Raw genomic sequence first — 18,558 nt, forward strand, 5'->3', positions numbered from 1 at the left:
TTGGCGACCGTCGGCTGGCATACTTGCCAACCCATGGCCGATTACCTCGAGCGCCATCCGGCCCCATCGTCAGACCCCGGAAATCCGTGCCCACATCGAACACCGCAACCGCCCGCGACAACGACGCCCATACGCCGCTGATGCGCCAGTTTTTCAGCGCGAAATCAGAGCATCCCGACGTCCTGCTGTTCTTCCGGATGGGCGACTTCTACGAGCTGTTCTACGACGACGCCCGCAAGGCGGCGCGGCTGCTCGACATCACCCTGACCCAGCGCGGCAACTCGGCCGGGCAGCCAATCCCGATGGCCGGCGTGCCGCACCATGCGGCCGAAGGTTACCTGGCGCGGCTGGTGGCATTGGGCGAGTCGGTGGCCATCTGCGAGCAGATCGGCGACCCGGCGACGAGCAAGGGGCTGGTCGAGCGCAAGGTCGTGCGCATCGTCACCCCCGGCACGGTCACCGATGAGGCGTTGCTGAGCGAGCGTCGCGATACGCTGCTGCTGGCGGTGTCACGCAACAAGCACGGCTACGGGGTCGCCTGGGCCGATCTCGCTGGCGGCCGTTTCCTGGTCAACGAAGTCACCTCGGCGGACGCCCTGGAAGCCGAGTTGGCACGGCTGGATCCCGCCGAGACCCTGTGCCCCGACGAAGACGGCTGGCCGGATTTCGTGACCGGGCGTCGCGGCATGCGCCTGCGCGCGCCGTGGCTGTTCGATGCCGACAGTGGCCGTCGCCAGTTGCTCAAGTTCTTCGCCGTGCATGACCTGTCCGGGTTTGGACTGGAAGACAGGCCATTGGCGATCTCCGCTGCGGCCGCATTGCTCGGTTACGTCGAGGAAACCCAGAAGCAGCGCCTGCCGCACCTGACATCGATTGCGGTGGAGTCAGGCGACGCTGCCATCGCGATGAATGCCGCGACCCGCCGCCACCTGGAGCTGGACTCGCGCATTGATGGCGACAACCAGCACACCCTGCTCGGCGTGCTCGACTCCACCGTCACCCCGATGGGCGGGCGCCTGCTGCGACGCTGGCTGCACCGTCCGTTGCGCGACCACCCCGCCCTGCGCCACCGCCACCAGGCCATCCAGACGCTGGTTGAATCAGCAGCCGACCAGTCCGTGCGCGAGCGGTTCCGCGCCCTTGGCGACCTGGAACGTATCCTTACCCGCATCGCCCTGCGCAGCGCGCGCCCACGCGACCTGTCCACCCTGCGCGACGGACTGGGCCTGCTGCCGGAGCTGCGCGGCGTGCTCGCGCCGCTGGACTCGCCGCTGCTCAACGAGCTGACCGCCGAGCTTGGCGAGCATGACCAGCACGCCCACCTGCTGCAGTCCGCGATCGTCGATCAGCCGCCGGTGCTGGCCCGCGATGGCGGTGTGTTCCTTGCTGGCTATGACAGCGAGCTGGACGAACTGCGGACGCTGTCCACGACCGCTGACCAGTTCCTGGTCGACCTGGAGGCGCGCGAGCGCGAAGCCACCGGCATCCCGACCCTGAAGGTCGGCTACAACCGCGTGCACGGCTATTACCTGGAGGTCAGCAAGGCCCACGCGGCCAAGGCACCGACCCACTACACCCGGCGCCAGACCCTGACCAACGCCGAGCGCTACATCACCGAGGAGCTCAAGGCGTTCGAGGACAAGGTGTTGTCGGCCCGCGAGCGCTCGTTGACGCGCGAACGATTGCTGTATGCGCAACTGCTGGACATCCTCGCCGGGCAACTGGAACCGCTGAAGCGCTGCGCGGCCGCGTTGGCGCAGCTCGATGTGCTGGCCTGCCTGGCCGAGCGCGCGCAGGCACTGGACTGGTCGCAGCCGGAGTTGTCCAGCCAACCCGGCATCAGCATCGAACGTGGTCGCCACCCGGTGGTGGAGGCGGTGCGCAGCGAGCCGTTCGAGCCCAATGACCTGGTGTTGCATGAAGACCGCCGGATGCTGGTCATCACCGGCCCCAACATGGGCGGCAAGAGCACCTACATGCGCCAGAACGCGCTGATCGTGCTGCTGGCCCACATCGGCAGCTTCGTGCCCGCGTCACGTGCCGTGATCGGCCCGATCGACCGCATCCTGACCCGCATCGGCGCCGGCGACGACCTCGCTCGCGGCCAGTCGACCTTCATGGTCGAGATGAGCGAGACCAGTTACATCCTCCACCACGCCAGCGCCCAGTCACTGGTGCTGATGGACGAGATCGGGCGAGGCACTTCGACCTACGACGGGCTGGCGCTGGCGGAGGCCTGTGCGCGCCATCTCGCCCACGACAACCGCGCCTACACCTTGTTTGCGACCCATTATTTCGAGTTGACCGCCCTGGCCGGCGAGCCCAACAACACCGGCGGTAGCGGCATTGCCAACGTACACCTGGATGCGGTTGAGCATCGCGACCGCAATGGCGGCGACACGCTGGTATTCCTGCATGCGGTGAAGGACGGCCCGGCCAACCGCAGCTTCGGCTTGCAGGTTGCCGCGTTGGCGGGGCTGCCGCGATCGGTGATCAAGCAGGCACGCGGGCGATTGGCCGAGCTGGAACAGCAAAGCCGCGATGCCCCCAAGCCCTCGATGTCCGCCGCCGCGCTTGAACAGCCGCAACAAGCCGGTTTGTTCGCGCCGCGCTCGGCCGCCCTGGATGCGTTGGCGACGCTCGATCCCGACGACCTGAGCCCCAAACAGGCACTCGAAGCGTTGTACCGGATCAAGTCGCTGACGTGACGGCGCGGGCATGCGTTCGCCGTTAGGATGGATCTTCCAACCCCACAGGTAACCCTCCCATGACCTCCCTCACCAACGATCTCATGCAGCAGTTGCAGGGCCAGCCCATGTCCCAGTTGAGCCAGCAGCTCGGCCTGGACACCGAACAGACTGCCAGCGCGGTGTCGGCGGCGTTGCCACTACTGATGGGCGCGCTGGGCCGTAACGCCAGCCAGCCAGAAGGCGCACAACAACTGCTGGGTGCGCTGCAGCGCGATCACAGCGGGCTGGACCTGGGCAGCGTGTTGGGCAGTGTTATGGGCGGAGGCGGCAACGGCGGCGATATCCTCGGGCACGTACTGGGCGGGCGCCAGCAGACGGCCGCGCAGGGGCTGGGCGCCGTCACCGGACTGGATGGCGACCGCGCCGGATCGCTGTTGAAGATGCTCGCACCGCTGGTAATGGCCTTCCTCGCCAAGCAGATGGGCAGCGGCGGCAACGCGGCGGCCACCCCACAAGCGCTGGGGGGCCTGCTTGGCCAGGAACAGGCGCAGATCCGCGAACAGGGCGGAGTCGGCGGCGGCCTGCTCGGAGCCGTGCTTGACCAGGACGGTGATGGCCAAGCCGGCCTGTCCGATCTATTGAAGATCGGCGGCTCGCTGTTCGGCGGCAAGCGCTGACGGCGCGACGTTACCCAGCGCGACATTGCCCAGCGTGATACCCCGCCGCGTGGTGTCGCCCGACGCCGGTTACAGCGAGTCGATATCCCCCAGCGCCCGGATCAATCGCCGGGCGCGTTTGTCGGGCTTGGACTTGGGCGCCTCGTAGCCGGTCCGCGTTGCCGCTCGCACGGCCCGGAGTTCGACCCGGGCCAGTTGCGACGCTTCGGACTCCTCGTACAGACCCTGCGCCACACTGGCCGCGCCACGCTTGCCACTGAGCGCCCGCACCGTCACTTCGAAGGTTTCCTCGGCGCGCGTAATCCGCAGCACATCGCCGACCCGGAGCGCGCGCGCCGGTTTGGCCCGCTGCCCCTCGACGTGGACCTTGCCGGTCTCGACGGCCTGTTTTGAAAGCGCGCGATTCTTGTAGAACCTGGCCGCCCACAACCACAAGTCGAGACGGACGGTCGCAGCGGATTGATCAGTGGTCATCGCCGACAAATGTAGCCCACCCCGGGTCAGAATTCAGCGGCGAGCGTTGACCCACACAGCACTTCGATCCACGACACTCGACCCGGCCCCAACCGGCCGGATCCGAAAACAGAAAAAGCCACCTTGAAGGTGGCTTTTCCGGGAATCGATACGAGACCGAATCGGTTTACTTGGCAGCTTCTTCCGTGGTGGCCGCGGCCGCAGCGGCCTTCGCCTCTGCCTTGAACTTGGCAGCACCAGCGAGATCTTCCTTGATGCGCGCCTTGCGACCTTCCAGGCCGCGCAGGTAGTACAACTTGCCGGCGCGAACCTTGCCGCGACGCTTGACCTCGACCGAGTCGATCACCGCGCTATGGGACTGGAATACGCGCTCGACGCCGAAACCGTGGGAAATCTTGCGCACCGTGAACGCCGAGTTCAGGCCGTTGTTCTTCTTCGCGATCACCACGCCCTCATAGGCCTGGACGCGCTCGCGCGTGCCTTCCTTGACCCGGACGTTGACGACGATGGTATCGCCGGGGCCGAACACCGGCAGTTCGCGCTTGATCTGCTCGGATTCAAACTCTTGCAGCAGCGTGTGGATCGAGGGCTTGTTCATGGACTTGGCCTGTTGGAGTAGTTGTAGCGCGAGTGCACGTGGACCCGCGTCTGGCGTGATTGCAGCTAAGCCCGCAATTATAGCGGGGATTTCCGTCCGGATGCCACTCCACGGCGGGAAGGGCCGTGGCGGTCGCGCAAGGTGGCGAGAAACTGTCGATCCGCCGGCGACAGGTCGGCTTGGTCGAGCAACTCCGGCCGGCGTTGCAATGTCCGCAACAATGATTGTTGCCGCCGCCAATTGGCGATGTGGGCGTGATTGCCCGACAACAGCACCGGCGGTACTGCTCCCAACTCATGCTCCACCGGACGCGTGTAGTGCGGGCAATCGAGCAAGCCATCCTCGAAGCTGTCCTGGACGGCGGACTCGGCGTCGTTCAACGCACCCTCCTGCAACCGCGCAACCGCGTCGATGAGCACCGCCGCGGCCAGCTCGCCGCCGGACAGGACGTAATCGCCGATCGATATCTCCTCGTCGACCTCGGCTTCCACCACGCGCTCATCAATACCTTCGTACCGTCCGCACAGCAGCACGATCCGGTCGCGCTCGGCCAGCTCGTGCACCTTGGCCTGGGTGAGTGGCGCGCCCTGCGGGGTCAGGTAGATCGTCTTGACGGGTGCCGGATCGGCGGCACGGGCAGCGCGCAGGACGGCGCGCAGCGGGTCGATCAACATCACCATCCCGGGACCGCCGCCAAATGGGCGGTCATCGACGCGGCGATAGCTGCCTTCGGCGTAATCCCGCGGGTTCCAGCCATGCAGTGACAGCAGGCCGCGTTCTCCCGCCCGACCAGTCACGCCAAACGCGGCGCACTGGGCGATGAAGTCGGGAAACAAGCTGATAACGTCAATGCGCATGTGGATGATCGTAGGGCGTATTAGCCGAAGGCGTAATACGCCGTTGCGAAACTTGTCAGAAGTCCGGATCCCAATCGACGGTGACCACTCCTGCGGCAAGGTCGATCGCAGTGACGTATTGCGGTTGCACGAAGGGGATCATCCGTTCGCGCTCGGCGTCGCGGGCCACCAGGACGTCGTTGGCGCCGGTCGAGAACAGGTGCGAGACGCGACCCAGGTCGACGCCATTGACGGTCACCACGCTCAGCCCTTCCAGGTCGGCCCAATAGAACTCGCCCGGCTTTGCCGGCGGCAGCACGCTGCGCGGGGCAAGAATTTCCAGGCCCTTCAGCAGTTCGGCGCCATCGCGATCGCTGACACCGGGAAAGACCGCGACCACGTGCTTGCCCGTCTCGCGACCTTGCACACCGCTGATCTCGCGCTCATTGCCATGCGCATCGCGCAAGATCCAGGGCTGGTAGCCGAAGATTGCGGCCCGCGGCTCGGTCCACGACTCGAGCCTCACTTCACCGCGCAAACCAAGGGCGCCAAGCACCCTGCCAAGGAGGATGCGGCGCCCGGAGTCGTTCATCATTCAAACGGTCGCGCGCAGGACGCGCGACCTGCAACTCAGGCGGCGGTCGCAGCCGGCGCTTCGGCCGGCGCATCGGCCGACTTCAGTGCTTCGCGATACAGCACGGCGACCTTCTCGGTCAGCTGCGCGCCGGTACCCAGCCAATGCTGGACGCGCTCGGTGTTCAGCTCGATACGCTTCTCGCCACCGGCAGCAACCGGGTTGTAGAAACCGACGCGCTCGATGTTGCGGCCGTTGCGGGCGCTACGGCTGTCGGTGACGACGATGTGGTAGAAGGGGCGCTTCTTGGCGCCGCCGCGAGCCAGTCGAATCTTGACCATGATCTGTTGTGTCCTGTGGTGCCCAGTCGCCAGGGTGGCGAGGTAAGCCGACGATTATATAGGGGTCTCCGGCGCGAGGGGAAGCCCAGCGAACGGGAGAAGGGAATCGGACGCCTGTGACGGCGCTTAGAAGGGCATGCCGCCGCGGCCGCCCATCATTCCCTTCATGCCACGCATCATGCCTTTCATGCCGCCACGGCCCAGCTTGCCCATCATCTTTTCCATCTGCTGGTACTGCTTCATCAGCTTGTTGACGTCTGCCGGGGTCACCCCGGCACCGCTGGCGATGCGTTTGCGACGCGAGCCGTTCAGCAACGCCGGGTTGCGACGCTCCTTTTTCGTCATCGAGTTGATGATCGCCACCAGCCGCGGGACTTCCTTGCCGGTCACCTGCGCCTTCACCGAGTCCGGGATCTGGCCCATGCCGGGCAGCTTGTCCATCAGGCCGGTGATGCCGCCCATGTTCTGCATCTGCTCAAGCTGGTCGCGCATGTCTTCCAGGTTGAACTTCTTGCCCTTGGCGACCTTTTCGGCGAGCTTTTGCGCCTTGTCCTGGTCGACCTGCTGCTCGACCTGCTCGACCAGCGACAGCACATCGCCCATGTCGAGGATACGGCTGGCAACGCGCTCGGGATGGAACACATCCAGGCCGTCGGGCTTCTCGCTGACACCGATGAACTTGATCGGCTTGCCGGTGATATAGCGCACGCTCAACGCCGCGCCGCCACGCGCGTCACCGTCGGTCTTGGTCAGCACCACACCGGTCAACGGCAATGCCTCACCGAAGGCCTTGGCCGTGGTTGCCGCGTCCTGACCGGTCATCGAATCGACCACAAACAAGGTCTCGACCGGCTTGGCTACGGCGTGCAGCGCCTTGATCTCGGCCATCAGCGCCTCGTCGATCGCCAGCCGGCCGGCGGTATCGACGATCAGGACATCGGCGTAGGACTTGCGTGCGTCTTCCATCGCCGCGCGCACGATCGCTTCGGGCTTCTGGTCGGCGCTGGACGCGAAAAACAGGACATCGACCTGTTCGGCCAAGGTCTTCAACTGCTCGATCGCGGCCGGGCGATAGACGTCGGCCGACACCACCATCACCTTCTTCTTGCGCTTGTCCTTGAGGTGCTTGGCGAGCTTGGCCACGGTGGTGGTCTTGCCCGCGCCCTGCAGGCCGGCCATCAGGATCACCGCCGGGGCCGGCACGTTGAGGTTGAGCTCACTGGCCTGCGAGCCCATCACCGTCGTCATCTCATCGCGAACGACCTTGATCAGGGCCTGGCCCGGCGTCAGCGACTTCAGCACTTCCTGGCCGACCGCGCGGACCTTGATCCGCTCGATCAGCGCCTGCACCACCGGCAACGCAACGTCGGCTTCCAGCAGTGCGATGCGGACTTCGCGCAGCGATTCGCGGATGTTCTCCTCGGACAGGCGACCGCGGCCACGCAAGCGTTCGATGGTGCCGGACAGGCGCTGGGTCAGGGATTCGAACATGCGGCACTACCTGTGGAAGGGAAACAAAAGCGGGCCGAAAGTATAGCCCGTGGGGCGAATCTCCCGGCGCCATGCGAACATAAACGGGTATCCCGCAGGCATCACGATGGACCCGACCCCACCCACTCCCCCGGTCACGCCCGGTTTGCCCACCGCCTCGGCCCCGCCCCTGCCACCGGCGGGTTTGACCGGCGCCACCGGCCTGGCAGGCTTGTCGCCCGCCTACTTCGGTATGGTCATGGCGACCGGCATCGTCTCGCTGGCCTGCCACCTGCTCGGGTTGCCGCGCATCGGCCAAGGGCTGTTCGCGCTGAACGCGATGCTCTACGTCGTGTTGTGGGGTTTGTACCTGACCCGGCTGGCCCGTTACCCGCAAGCCTTCCGTCGTGACCTGGGCGACCATCTCCGCGGGCCGGGGTTCTTCACCATCATCGCGGCGACCAGCGTGCTGGGTAGCCAGTGCCTGGTCATCGGCAACAGTGTGCTCGGCGGGCTGCTGGCCTGGGGCCTGGCTTGCCTGCTGTGGCTGGGCTTCACCTACACGATCTTCGCGCTGCTCACGGTCAAGACGGTCAAGCCGACCCTGGACCGCGGCATCAATGGCGGCTGGCTGCTGGCGGTGGTGGCCACCCAGTCGGTGGCCGTGCTCAGCGCCCTGCTCGCCGCCTACGTCGGACCGCCGTGGCAGCTGGAATTCAACTTCCTGGCCCTGTCGATGTGGCTGTGGGGCGGGATGCTCTACATCTGGATGATGTCGCTGATCTTCTATCGCTACACGTTCTTTGCCTTGCGGCCCACCGACCTGGAGCCGCCGTACTGGATCAACATGGGCGCGATGGCGATCTCGACCCTGGCCGGCTCGCTACTGGTGGTCAACGCAACCGACGCGCCCCTGCTGCTGTCGATGCTGCCATTCCTGAAAGGGTTCACGGTGTTTTACTGGGCCACCGGCACCTGGTGGATTCCGATGCTGTTGGTGCTGGGGGTGTGGCGCTACGTGATCAACCGGACCCCGCTTCGTTATGACCCCTTGTACTGGGGCGCGGTGTTCCCGCTGGGCATGTATGCCGCCGGCACCCACGAAATGATCCTCGCGCTGGACCTGCAATTCCTGTCCTGGATGCCGATGACGTTCATGGTCATCTCACTGCTGGCATGGACCGCGGCCTTCGTCGGTTTGCTGCATGGCATGATCCGGCGACGCAATGGCTATGCGACACTGCCGCGATGACAATCGTTCTCATCGCCATCGTGCTGTATCTCGTTGCCACCGGCCTGCTGGTCGCCAGCATCAGTCGCACGGAGCGGCCGGGCGGCAGCTGGTCGTGGCCAGCCGCGATTGCCGTGGCCCTGCACGCCGCCGCGCACCTGCTCGCGTGGCGCGGTACGGGCGGTGCAGACATGCATTTCTATGCCGCCCTGTCGCTGGTCACGCTGGGCATGGCGCTGCTGACCGTGATCGTCGGCATGAAGGGACGGATGGCCACGCTCGGCGTGGTGGTCTTCCCGCTCGCTGCAATCACCCTGGCCGGCTACCACATCCACGGACACCTGCCGCCGGAACCGCTCGACTGGCGCCTGCAGCTGCATGCCTGGACCGCCCTGCTCGCCTACGCCACCCTGGCGATCGCCGCATTGCTGGCGGTGATGTTGTGGTTGCAGGAGCGCGCCCTGCGCCGGCGCGAAGTCCACGGCTGGTTGCGCGCATTGCCTCCCCTGACGGAACTGGAAACCCTGTTGTTCCGCACCATCAAGGTTGGCTTCGTGTTGCTCTCGGCAACCCTGCTGACCGGCATGCTGTTCGTCGACAACCTGCTTGCCCAACACCTGGTCCACAAGACCGTGCTCAGCGTGCTGTCGTGGCTGGTATTCGGCGCCCTGCTGCTGGGCCGCTGGCGCTATGGCTGGCGTGGCTCGGTCGCGGTGCGTTGGACGTTGACGGCGATGGTGTTGCTGGTGCTGTCGTTTTTTGGAAGCAAGTTCGTGCTGGAATTGGTGCTGGGGATACCGGGGGCGTAAGGCGGCGCGGGGTGGTGCAATGCGCTTCGCTTATTACACCCTACGTGGGGTGATGCGACTTGCCGGGTGATGCAATGCGCTTCGCTATTGCGCCTACGTTGTTGCTGCTTCCACCGCTTCGGCCAGTCGCTCCACCGCAACCACCTGCATGGCGCCGATCTTGCCGCTCTTGGGCGCGTTGCCCTTGGGCACGATCGCGCGCTTGAAACCGTGGGTGGCGGCCTCTTTCAGCCGATCCTCGCCGTTGGGTACCGGACGGATCTCGCCGGACAGTCCGACCTCACCAAACGCGATCGTCTGCTCGGCCAGGGGCCGATCACGCAAGCTCGACAATACCGCCAGCAACACCGGCAGGTCCGCCGCGGTTTCCTGCACCCGGATGCCGCCGACCACATTCACGAACACGTCCTGGTCACCCACGCCCACTCCCGCATGCCGGTGCAGCACCGCCAGCAGCATCGCCAGACGGTTCTGATCCATGCCCACCGCGACCCGCCGCGGATTGGACAGCGGCGAGGCATCCACCAGTGCCTGCACCTCCACCAGCAATGGCCGGGTGCCCTCGCGGGTAACCATCACGCAACTGCCGGGCTGCGGCGTGCTGCTGCCGGACAGGAAGATCGCCGACGGGTTGGATACCTCGCGCAGGCCCTTGTCGCCCATTGCGAACACGCCCAGCTCGTTGACTGCGCCAAAGCGGTTCTTGAACGCGCGAAGAACCCGGAACCGGCTGCCCGACTCACCCTCGAAGTACAGCACCGCATCGACCATGTGCTCCAGCACCCGGGGGCCGGCGATGCCGCCCTCCTTGGTCACGTGGCCGACCAGGAATACCGCGGTGCCGGTCTCCTTGGCATAGCGCACCAAGCGCGCCGCACTTTCGCGGACCTGACTGACCGAGCCGGGCGCGGCGCTCAGCGACTCGGTCCACAGAGTCTGGATCGAGTCGGCGACGATAAGCCTGGGCTGCGTCTCCACCGCCTGCTCAAGGATCCGCTCGACCCCGGTTTCGGCCAGCGCATACACCCCGTCCAGCGACAAGCCCAGCCGCGCGCCACGGCCGGCCACCTGGGCCAGTGACTCCTCGCCGGTGACGTACAAAGCCGGTAAAGACCCGGCCATTTTCGATACCGCCTGCAGCAGCAACGTCGACTTGCCGATACCCGGATCGCCGCCGACCAGGACCACGGATCCTTGCACCATCCCGCCGCCCAGTACCCGGTCCAGCTCTCCGATCCCGGTGGAGACCCTAGCCTCGCCGGTGTGACTGACATCCTTCAACGCCGTCACCTTCGGGGGATCCACCTTGCCCGCCCAGCCACTGCGCCGCGAAGGTGCGGCGGCCGAAACTTTCAACGACGCCGCCGACTCGATCACGAACTCGCTGAGCGAATTCCACGCATCGCACGCCGCGCACTGCCCCTGCCACTTGTTGTGGTCGGCCCCGCACTCGGAACACACGTAGGCGACCCTCGCTTTGGGGGCCGGCTTGGTCGATGATTTATTAGGAAACGAGGACATGCATGCGAAGACCGGATGGACCGGCCATCACTTTAGCCTGCACGCGTCGCAGGGAATGAGATTGGGGAGTGCGCCCCGCCGCCTCACCCCTCGACGATCTTCGCCACCAGGCTCTCGGCGAGTGCCTCGGGGGCCATCTGCGCGGTGCGCAGATGGACATCCGGCTGCACGGGCGGCTCGTAGGGCGAGCTGATCCCGGTGAAGTTCGGGATCTTTCCCGCGCGCGCCTGCGCATACAGGCCTTTGACGTCGCGTTGTTCCGCGACCTCCAGCGCCGTGTCCACGAATACCTCTACGAACTCGCCTTCGTCGAACATGCTGCGGGCCATCTGTCGCTCTGCGCGGAACGGCGAGATGAAACTGACCAGCACGATCAGGCCCGCATCGACCATCAACTTCGCCACTTCCGCCACCCGGCGGATGTTCTCGACCCGGTCCCCATCGGTAAAACCCAGATCCTTGTTGAGGCCGTGGCGGACGTTGTCCCCATCCAGGAGGTAGGTGTGGTGGCCCATCGCCAGCAAGCGCTTTTCCACCAGATTGGCAATCGTGGACTTGCCGGATCCGGACAGGCCGGTGAACCAGACGCACCTGGGCTGCTGATCCTTGATCCGCGAACGGGCCGGCTTGTCGACGTCGACGTGTTGCCAATGGATGTTGGAAGCACGTCGCAGCGCGAAGGCGAGCGTCCCGGCAGCAACCGTGGCATTGCTCTGGCGGTCGATCAGGATGAAGCCACCCAACTCGTGGCTGTCGGCATAACTTTCAAACGCAATCGGCTGGTCCAGGTAAAGATTGCAGTAGCCCACTTCATTCAGCTCCAGGGTCTTCGCGGCCAGCTCCTCCTGGGTGTTGACGTCGACCTTGTGCTTGATCTCGGTGACCTGGGCGCCAACCGTGCCGGTGCCAATCTTCAACCAATAACGCCTACTCGGTAACAATGGCGTCTCGCCGAGCCACAGCATGTGCGCCGCGAACTGGTCGGCGACCTCCGGCAGGTTGCCGGCCGCCGCAATGACATCACCGCGGCTCACGTCGATCTCGTCGGCCAGGGTCAGGGTCACCGCCTGGCCGGGCCGGGCGAAATCCAGGTCGCCGCCCGCGGTGACGATCGCGGCCACCCGCGAACGCTGGCCAGAGGGCAACACCGCGATTTCGTCACCCACCACCACCGGGCCGGAAATCACGGTGCCTGCAAACCCGCGGAAGTTCTGGTCCGGGCGGCAGACCCATTGCACGGGCAAGCGGAAGCCGCCGATCCTGGTCGCCTCGCTGAAGTCGACGGTTTCCAGGTACGGCAGCAGCGGCACACCCTGATACCACGGGGTCGCGGCCGAACGCTCCAGCATGTTGTCGCCGTTGAGCGCCGACAGCGGAATGCAGGTGACATCGGGAATGCCCAATTGACCGGCCAGCACGCGATAGCTCGCGGCGATGTCATCAAAGACCTTCTGGTCGTAATCCACCAGGTCCATCTTGTTGACCGCCAGCACGACGTGGCGGATGCCCAGCAGCGAGACGATATAACTGTGTCGGCGGGTCTGGGTCAGCAGGCCCTTACGCGCATCCACCAACATGATCGCCACGTCGGCGGTGGACGCACCGGTGGCCATGTTGCGGGTGTACTGCTCGTGGCCGGGGCAGTCGGCAACGATGAACTTGCGCTGGTCGGTGGAAAAAAACCGGTACGCGACATCGATGGTGATGCCCTGCTCGCGCTCGGCGGCCAGGCCATCGACCAGAAGCGCGAAGTCGACCCCGTCACCCTGGGTACCGAACTTGCGACTATCGGCGGCCAGCGCGGCTACCTGGTCGTCCAGCAAGCACCGGGTGTCATGCAACAGTCGCCCGATCAGCGTGCTCTTGCCATCATCGACGCTGCCACAGGTGATGAGGCGCAGCAGGCTCTTGGTTTCGTGCTGTTGCAGGTAGGCGGCGATGGCGGCCTGGTCGGTCGGGGTGCGCTCAGGCAGGCTCATCAGAAGTAGCCCTCCTGTTTCTTCTTCTCCATCGAGGCCGATGGATCCTGATCGATCACCCGTCCCTGGCGCTCGGAGGTGGTGGACACCAGCATCTCGGCGATGATCGCCTCCAGCGTGGTGGCCTCGGACTCGATCGCGCCGGTCAGCGGGTAGCAACCAAGGGTCCGGAACCGGACTTTCTTCATCATCGGCGTCTCACCGGGCCGCAATGGCAGCCGGTCGTCGTCGACCATGATCAGCGCACCATCGCGCTCCACCACCGGACGTTCCTTGGCGAAATACAGCGACGGCACCGGGATGTTCTCGCGGAAGATGTACAGCCAGACATCCAGCTCGGTCCAGTTCGAAATCGGGAACACGCGTACCGATTCACCCTTGTGGATCCGGGTGTTGTACAGGTTCCACAACTCGGGGCGCTGGTTCTTCGGATCCCAGTAGTGCTGTCGGTTGCGGAAGCTGAAGATCCGCTCCTTGGCACGCGATTTCTCCTCGTCCCGGCGGGCACCGCCAATGGCCGCGTCGAAACCCCACTGATCCAGCGCCTGCTTGAGCGCCTGGGTCTTCATCACGTCGGTGTGCACGGTCGCGCCGTGGCTGATCGGGCCAATGCCCCGGGCAACCCCGTCGGCGTTGGTGTGCACGTGCAGCTCGACCCCCATCTCCCTCACACGTTGGTCGCGGAACGCAATCATCTCGCGGAATTTCCAGCCGGTATCCACATGCAGCAGCGGGATCGGGGGCCTGGCCGGATAGAACGCCTTGACCAGCAGGTGCAGCAGTACCGAGCTGTCCTTGCCGACCGAATACATCATCACCGGATTCTGGAACTCCGAAGCCACTTCACGAAGGATGTGGATGCTTTCGGCCTCAAGCCGGTCGAGATGGGAGAGATCGGGTGTATCAGGCATCAGTGTAATAGGCCCGATACCACTCCACGAAGTTGGCCACGCCCTCCTCCACCGACACCTGCGGCCGATAGTCCACGGCCTGGACCAACGCGGACACATCGGCTTCGGTGTCGGGCACGTCACCGGCCTGCAACGGCAGCAATTCCATCTTCGCCTTGCGGCCCAGGCACTGCTCCAGCACTTCGATATAGCGCAGCAACTCGACGGTGTCCTCATTGCCGATGTTGAACAACCGGTACGGCGCGTTGCTGGTCGCCGGGTCCGGCGCGGCGGCGTTCCAGTCGGGGTTCGTGACGGGTGGGTTGTCCAGTGCGCGGATCACGCCCTCGACGATGTCATCAACATAGGTAAAGCTGCGCTTGTGGTGGCCGTGGTTGAACACCTTGATCGGCTCGCCGGCCAGGATCGCCTTGGTGAACAGGAACAGCGCCATATCCGGCCGCCCCCACGGGCCATACACGGTGAAGAACCGCAGCCCGGTGCTCGGGATGCCATAGAGATGCGCGTAGCTGTGCGCCATCATCTCGTTGGCCTTCTTGGTCGCCGCGTACAACGTCAACGGGTGCTCGGTGGACTGGTGTTCGGAGAACGGCATGGTGGTGTTGGCGCCATAGACCGAACTGGTCGAGGCGAACACCAGGTGCTCGACGTCGTGATGCCGGCAACCTTCCAGGATGTGCAAAAACCCGGTGACGTTGCTGCTGACGTACACGTGCGGGTTCTGCGCCGCATAACGCACGCCCGCCTGCGCGGCCAGGTTGACCACCCGCTGCGGCTTGTGGGTCGCGAACGCCGCCTCGACCGCCTCGCGGTCCGCCAGGTCGGCCTGGATGTGGGTGTAGCGCGGATTGTCGGCAAACCGCGCCAATCGCGCCTGCTTCAGCGTCACATCGTAGTAGTCGCTGAGGTTGTCGATGCCGACGACTTCATCGCCGCGTTCGAGCAACTTGAGCGCGACGTGCGAGCCGATGAAACCGGCGGTGCCGGTGACCAGAATTTTCAATGTAATCCACTCTTGTTCATTAGCTTTTTTTGCCTACAGCCGGCCGTCGACCGATTCGCGCGGCAGCACGTACTTGACGTCGTAGACGACGGAACCCGGTTTGCCGAGTGCGCGGATGCCGTCGGCTCCGAGCGCGCGGAACTCATCATGGGCGACCGCCAGCACCACCGCGTCATAGGCGCCCTGCTCTGGGGTGGCAACCGGCGTCAGGCCGTACTCGTGCTGCGCCTGGGCCGCATCCACCCACGGATCGAACACATCCACCTGCGCGCTGTAGTCCTGCAGCGCCGCGACGATGTCGACCACGCGGGTGTTACGCAGGTCCGGGCAGTTCTCCTTGAATGCCAGCCCCAGCACCAGCACCCGCGCGCGCACCGGATTGATGCACTTGCGCACCATCAACTTGATCACCTGGTCGGCAACGTAGCCGCCCATGCCGTCATTGGTGCGGCGGCCGGCCAGGATCACCTGCGGATGATGGCCAACCTCCTGCGCCTTGTGGGTCAGGTAATACGGGTCGACGCTGATGCAGTGGCCACCAACCAGGCCGGGCCGGAACGGCAGGAAGTTCCACTTGGTGCCGGCTGCTTCCAGCACCTCCAGCGTGTCGATGCCGAGCTTGTTGAACAGGATCGCGAGATCGTTGACCAGCGCGATGTTGAGGTCGCGCTGGGTGTTCTCGATGACCTTGGCGGCCTCGGCGACTTTGATGCTGCTGGCCTTGTGGGTGCCGGCGGTGATGATGCTGGCGTACAGGCTGTCGACGAAGCTGGCGACTTCGGGCGTGGAACCGGAGGTCACCTTGAGGATGTTGGTGACGCGGTGGGCCTTGTCGCCGGGGTTGATACGCTCGGGGGAGTAGCCGCAGTAGAAGCCCTGGTTGAACTTCAGCCCCGACACCCGTTCCAGGATCGGCACGCAGACTTCCTCGGTGCAACCGGGGAAGACGGTGGACTCGTAAATGACGGTATCGCCGTCTCGCAGCACGCTGCCAATCGCCTCGCTGGCCTTGATCAACGGCGTCAGGTCCGGTCGCTTGGCCGCGTCGATCGGGGTCGGCACAGTGACGATGTAGACGTTGCAGCGCGCAATACCGTCGAGTTGCGACGTAAAGCCCAGCCGCGTGGCCGATGCCAGCAGCTCCGGCTCCACCTCCAGCGTGCTGTCGTGACCACCAGCCAACGCGTCCACCCGCGCCCCGTTGGTGTCGAACCCAACCGTGTCGTACTGCTTGCCGAACTCCACCGCCAGCGGCAAGCCTACGTAGCCCAGGCCGACGATAGCGATGTTCGCTGTGTCCAGCGCGAAGCGGTGCTGCATGGTCTGGTCCCCGTTTGGCCGCATGCCGTGACGCACGCTGCGCCACGATCGATTATGCGTTACTTCACAAACGGCATGGCTGGCCCGCGCCCGGCCAACTTGTCATTCGCGTCAGCCAGACCGCCGGGCACCAAAGCGCCTGCGCCTCGCCAACACCCCTGCCGCCAACAGCAACCCAGTCCCCGCGCCCAGCAGGTTGATGGCGACGTCATCCAGACGGACCTCACGTCCAGAGGTCAGCCCCTGGGTCAACTCCGCCGCGACCGCCAATACCAGCAGCACCGCAATCCCGCGCCAGCCGCGCAAGTCACGGCGCAACACGCGCAACAGCAACGCAAGCCAGACAAATATCAAAAAATGGACCGCATCCGAAAGCTCCCACGACAACCGCGCGGCAACCACCTCCAGCGACGACATCAGGCTAGGACCGGCTGCCGTCTGCAGCCAGGCAGTCGGCAGGAACAGCAACGCTGAAATCGCCAGTGCCGACAGCACGAGTAGCACCTGGCCCGACCGGCCGCTGCCACGACCAAGCCACAGACTGACACCGAGTGCGAGCGCCAACAGTACGGCGTCGGTGAGGGTCATGAACGCGGCCGCGCCGAATGGCTAAAAGCGCAGCGACTGTCGCAGGGATTCATAGCCGATCGAGCTCATTTTCTTTACCTGGGCCTTGTTTTCTTTACAGAATAGCCGACGCGACAATTTTTCTTTAAGCGCCCAGCGTGCAAATCAATCGGACCGATTCCGTCAATCGAAGTTGCCAATGGATGTCCTGTTCATAGATGCCGTTCACACAAAACCTGATCGGGGGTCGCCTATGCTTCCTTGAATCCTGAAGAGAGGACTGCTCGTGATCATATTCATCATTGGATTGTCATTGGGGACATGCCTCGGCGTTCTCACGGCCGGCATCTGTTTCGCGAGCCACGAACGTCAACCCAACGACGTACACCTGCAACTGGACAGTTGAACCAATTCAGTCCCGTTGCTTCTGATCAGAGCGGCCCCAATTTCAATCGACCGTCGCGTTCATTTTTCTTTCTGTATCTGCGCGATTGCGTCATGAAGCACCGCACAGTGGAAATCACCTGGCCAAGCAGCAAGCCCTGGCACTTCATCGGCCTGACTCACCCTGTTCAATAAGGCTGCCTTTGGTGCCAGCGCCAGGCGCTTTCGATGATCGGCGCCAAATCGGCATGGACTGGTGCCCAGCCCAGTTCACGTCTGGCTTTCTCGCTGGAGGCAACCAGTACTGCCGGATCGCCCGGTCGACGTGGGGCCACCTCGTAACCGATCTCGCGACCGGTCGCCACTTCCGCGGCCTCGATCACCTCGCGCACCGAGAACCCCTGCCCGTTGCCCAGGTTGAACACGTGCGCGCCCTCGTGGCGATCCAGATAATCCAGCGCCAGTTCATGCGCCTGGGCCAGATCGTCGACGTGGACGTAGTCACGCACGCAGGTGCCATCGGGGGTTGCATAGTCATCGCCGAACACCTTCAGGCCCGCGCCGGTGCCGAGAGCTGCGCGTAGGACGTTCGGGATCAGATGGGTCTCGGGCTCATGCGATTCGCCAATGCAGGCATCGTCGCTGGCGCCGGCCGCATTGAAGTAACGCAGCGCCACCGACCGCAACCCGTAGGCCGACGCCGCATCGGCCAGGATGCGCTCTACCATCAGCTTGCTCGCCCCGTAGGGATTGATCGGCGCCTTCGGGTGTTCCTCGTCGATGCGTTCACTGACCGGCTGGCCGAATACCGCCGCGGTCGACGAGAACACCAGCTTGCAGATCCCATGGCGGCGCATCGCCTCCAACAGGTTGAGCGTGCCGGTGACATTGTTGGCGTAGTACGCATACGGCTGGCTCATCGACTCGCCAACCAGCGAGCGCGCGCAAAAGTGCATCACCGCATCGAACGGCCGCCCAGTCAGTGCCCGCTCCAGCGAGGCGGGATCGAGCAGATCAGCGTCCAGCAACTCGCCCCACTGCACCGCCTCGGGATGGCCGGTCGACAAGTTGTCGAGCACCGTCACTCCGATTCCGCGTGTGGCCAGCCACCGCGCCATGTGGCTGCCGATGTAGCCGGCGCCGCCGCAAACCAAAATCTGCGTCACGAACTCA

The 18,558-nt window shown here is 64.8% G+C and carries 17 protein-coding genes; 4 read left to right on the top strand and 13 right to left on the bottom strand.

The features are described 5' to 3' along the window. Positions 1-140 precede the first annotated feature (140 nt). Complete coding sequence (mutS, locus tag ACW5DN_RS05950) at positions 141-2,708, top strand: DNA mismatch repair protein MutS (RefSeq protein WP_456962971.1); 2,568 nt, start codon at positions 141-143, stop codon at positions 2,706-2,708. Positions 2,709-2,767: 59 nt separating this feature from the next. Continuing rightward, positions 2,768-3,367: a DUF937 domain-containing protein gene (locus tag ACW5DN_RS05955; protein WP_456961815.1), complete on the top strand. Its 600-nt coding sequence runs from the start codon at positions 2,768-2,770 to the stop codon at positions 3,365-3,367. 69 nt (positions 3,368-3,436) lie between these two features. Here ACW5DN_RS05955 and ACW5DN_RS05960 read toward each other — a convergent pair whose 3' ends face one another. The 6 genes from ACW5DN_RS05960 to ffh all read right to left on the bottom strand — a co-directional run bounded on the left by ACW5DN_RS05960 (position 3,437) and on the right by ffh (position 7,681). Further along, positions 3,437-3,841, bottom strand: a complete 405-nt coding sequence (locus ACW5DN_RS05960) for an RNA-binding S4 domain-containing protein (protein ID WP_456961816.1) — start codon at positions 3,839-3,841, stop codon at positions 3,437-3,439. A 166-nt stretch (positions 3,842-4,007) separates the two neighbouring features. Beyond that, complete coding sequence (rplS, locus tag ACW5DN_RS05965; RefSeq protein WP_456961817.1) at positions 4,008-4,439, bottom strand: 50S ribosomal protein L19; 432 nt, start codon at positions 4,437-4,439, stop codon at positions 4,008-4,010. Between the two features lie 77 nt (positions 4,440-4,516). After that, positions 4,517-5,296: a tRNA (guanosine(37)-N1)-methyltransferase TrmD gene (gene trmD / locus ACW5DN_RS05970; RefSeq protein WP_456961818.1), complete on the bottom strand. Its 780-nt coding sequence runs from the start codon at positions 5,294-5,296 to the stop codon at positions 4,517-4,519. Positions 5,297-5,351: 55 nt separating this feature from the next. Then, complete coding sequence (rimM, locus tag ACW5DN_RS05975) at positions 5,352-5,867, bottom strand: ribosome maturation factor RimM (protein ID WP_456962972.1); 516 nt, start codon at positions 5,865-5,867, stop codon at positions 5,352-5,354. A gap of 38 nt (positions 5,868-5,905) precedes the next feature. Next, positions 5,906-6,190, bottom strand: coding sequence for a 30S ribosomal protein S16 (gene rpsP, locus ACW5DN_RS05980; protein ID WP_456961819.1), 285 nt, complete (start codon positions 6,188-6,190; stop codon positions 5,906-5,908). A 126-nt stretch (positions 6,191-6,316) separates the two neighbouring features. After that, positions 6,317-7,681 carry a signal recognition particle protein gene (ffh, locus tag ACW5DN_RS05985; protein WP_456961820.1) on the bottom strand — a complete coding sequence of 455 codons (1,365 nt, stop codon included), beginning with the start codon at positions 7,679-7,681 and terminating at the stop codon, positions 6,317-6,319. 106 nt (positions 7,682-7,787) lie between these two features. On the opposite strand from ffh, the gene ACW5DN_RS05990 reads away from it, so the two are divergent. Together ACW5DN_RS05990 and ACW5DN_RS05995 are read left to right on the top strand one after the other, a co-directional pair. Beyond that, entirely contained in the window at positions 7,788-8,912 is a 1,125-nt protein-coding gene (locus tag ACW5DN_RS05990; RefSeq protein WP_456961821.1) for a tellurite resistance/C4-dicarboxylate transporter family protein, read from the top strand. Next, positions 8,909-9,700, top strand: a complete 792-nt coding sequence (locus ACW5DN_RS05995) for a cytochrome C assembly family protein (RefSeq protein WP_456961822.1) — start codon at positions 8,909-8,911, stop codon at positions 9,698-9,700. Before ACW5DN_RS05990 ends, ACW5DN_RS05995 begins: the two co-directional genes overlap by 4 nt. 93 nt (positions 9,701-9,793) lie before the next feature. On the opposite strand, the gene radA is transcribed toward ACW5DN_RS05995, so the two are convergent. From radA to galE, 7 genes are all read right to left on the bottom strand, one after another. Beyond that, a complete protein-coding gene (radA, locus tag ACW5DN_RS06000; protein ID WP_456961823.1) occupies positions 9,794-11,221 on the bottom strand; it encodes a DNA repair protein RadA in 1,428 nt (475 codons plus the stop codon). Positions 11,222-11,304: 83 nt separating this feature from the next. Then, on the bottom strand, positions 11,305-13,200 hold the full coding sequence (gene cysN / locus ACW5DN_RS06005) for a sulfate adenylyltransferase subunit CysN (RefSeq protein ID WP_456961824.1): 1,896 nt from the start codon (positions 13,198-13,200) through the stop codon (positions 11,305-11,307). Next, a complete protein-coding gene (cysD, locus tag ACW5DN_RS06010; protein WP_456961825.1) occupies positions 13,200-14,111 on the bottom strand; it encodes a sulfate adenylyltransferase subunit CysD in 912 nt (303 codons plus the stop codon). The genes cysN and cysD overlap by 1 nt, the downstream gene beginning before the upstream one ends. Next, complete coding sequence (locus ACW5DN_RS06015; RefSeq protein ID WP_456961826.1) at positions 14,104-15,114, bottom strand: NAD-dependent epimerase; 1,011 nt, start codon at positions 15,112-15,114, stop codon at positions 14,104-14,106. The genes cysD and ACW5DN_RS06015 overlap by 8 nt, the downstream gene beginning before the upstream one ends. Positions 15,115-15,147: 33 nt before the next feature. Beyond that, positions 15,148-16,434 (bottom strand): Vi polysaccharide biosynthesis UDP-N-acetylglucosamine C-6 dehydrogenase TviB, encoded by a 1,287-nt coding sequence (tviB, locus tag ACW5DN_RS06020; RefSeq protein ID WP_456961827.1) that lies wholly within the window; start codon positions 16,432-16,434, stop codon positions 15,148-15,150. 111 nt (positions 16,435-16,545) lie between these two features. Beyond that, complete coding sequence (locus tag ACW5DN_RS06025; protein ID WP_456961828.1) at positions 16,546-17,022, bottom strand: VanZ family protein; 477 nt, start codon at positions 17,020-17,022, stop codon at positions 16,546-16,548. A gap of 551 nt (positions 17,023-17,573) precedes the next feature. Continuing rightward, positions 17,574-18,551, bottom strand: coding sequence for a UDP-glucose 4-epimerase GalE (galE, locus tag ACW5DN_RS06030; protein ID WP_456961829.1), 978 nt, complete (start codon positions 18,549-18,551; stop codon positions 17,574-17,576). Positions 18,552-18,558: the final 7 nt, after the last annotated feature.

This window comes from Lysobacter sp. A289 (genome assembly GCF_054072675.1).

Excerpts from the sequence above, each read along its gene's own strand:
- cysN (WP_456961824.1), bottom strand. The coding sequence starts at position 13,200 with ATGAGCCTGCCTGAGCGCACCCCGACCGACCAGGCCGCCATCGCCGCC.
- ACW5DN_RS06025 (WP_456961828.1), bottom strand. The coding sequence starts at position 17,022 with ATGACCCTCACCGACGCCGTACTGTTGGCGCTCGCACTCGGTGTCAGT.
- ffh (WP_456961820.1), bottom strand. The coding sequence starts at position 7,681 with ATGTTCGAATCCCTGACCCAGCGCCTGTCCGGCACCATCGAACGCTTG.
- ACW5DN_RS05990 (WP_456961821.1), top strand. The coding sequence starts at position 7,788 with ATGGACCCGACCCCACCCACTCCCCCGGTCACGCCCGGTTTGCCCACC.
- ACW5DN_RS05960 (WP_456961816.1), bottom strand. The coding sequence starts at position 3,841 with ATGACCACTGATCAATCCGCTGCGACCGTCCGTCTCGACTTGTGGTTG.
- mutS (WP_456962971.1), top strand. The coding sequence starts at position 141 with ATGCGCCAGTTTTTCAGCGCGAAATCAGAGCATCCCGACGTCCTGCTG.
- ACW5DN_RS05995 (WP_456961822.1), top strand. The coding sequence starts at position 8,909 with ATGACAATCGTTCTCATCGCCATCGTGCTGTATCTCGTTGCCACCGGC.
- cysD (WP_456961825.1), bottom strand. The coding sequence starts at position 14,111 with ATGCCTGATACACCCGATCTCTCCCATCTCGACCGGCTTGAGGCCGAA.
- rpsP (WP_456961819.1), bottom strand. The coding sequence starts at position 6,190 with ATGGTCAAGATTCGACTGGCTCGCGGCGGCGCCAAGAAGCGCCCCTTC.
- ACW5DN_RS05955 (WP_456961815.1), top strand. The coding sequence starts at position 2,768 with ATGACCTCCCTCACCAACGATCTCATGCAGCAGTTGCAGGGCCAGCCC.
- tviB (WP_456961827.1), bottom strand. The coding sequence starts at position 16,434 with ATGCAGCACCGCTTCGCGCTGGACACAGCGAACATCGCTATCGTCGGC.
- radA (WP_456961823.1), bottom strand. The coding sequence starts at position 11,221 with ATGTCCTCGTTTCCTAATAAATCATCGACCAAGCCGGCCCCCAAAGCG.
- rimM (WP_456962972.1), bottom strand. The coding sequence starts at position 5,867 with ATGAACGACTCCGGGCGCCGCATCCTCCTTGGCAGGGTGCTTGGCGCC.
- trmD (WP_456961818.1), bottom strand. The coding sequence starts at position 5,296 with ATGCGCATTGACGTTATCAGCTTGTTTCCCGACTTCATCGCCCAGTGC.
- rplS (WP_456961817.1), bottom strand. The coding sequence starts at position 4,439 with ATGAACAAGCCCTCGATCCACACGCTGCTGCAAGAGTTTGAATCCGAG.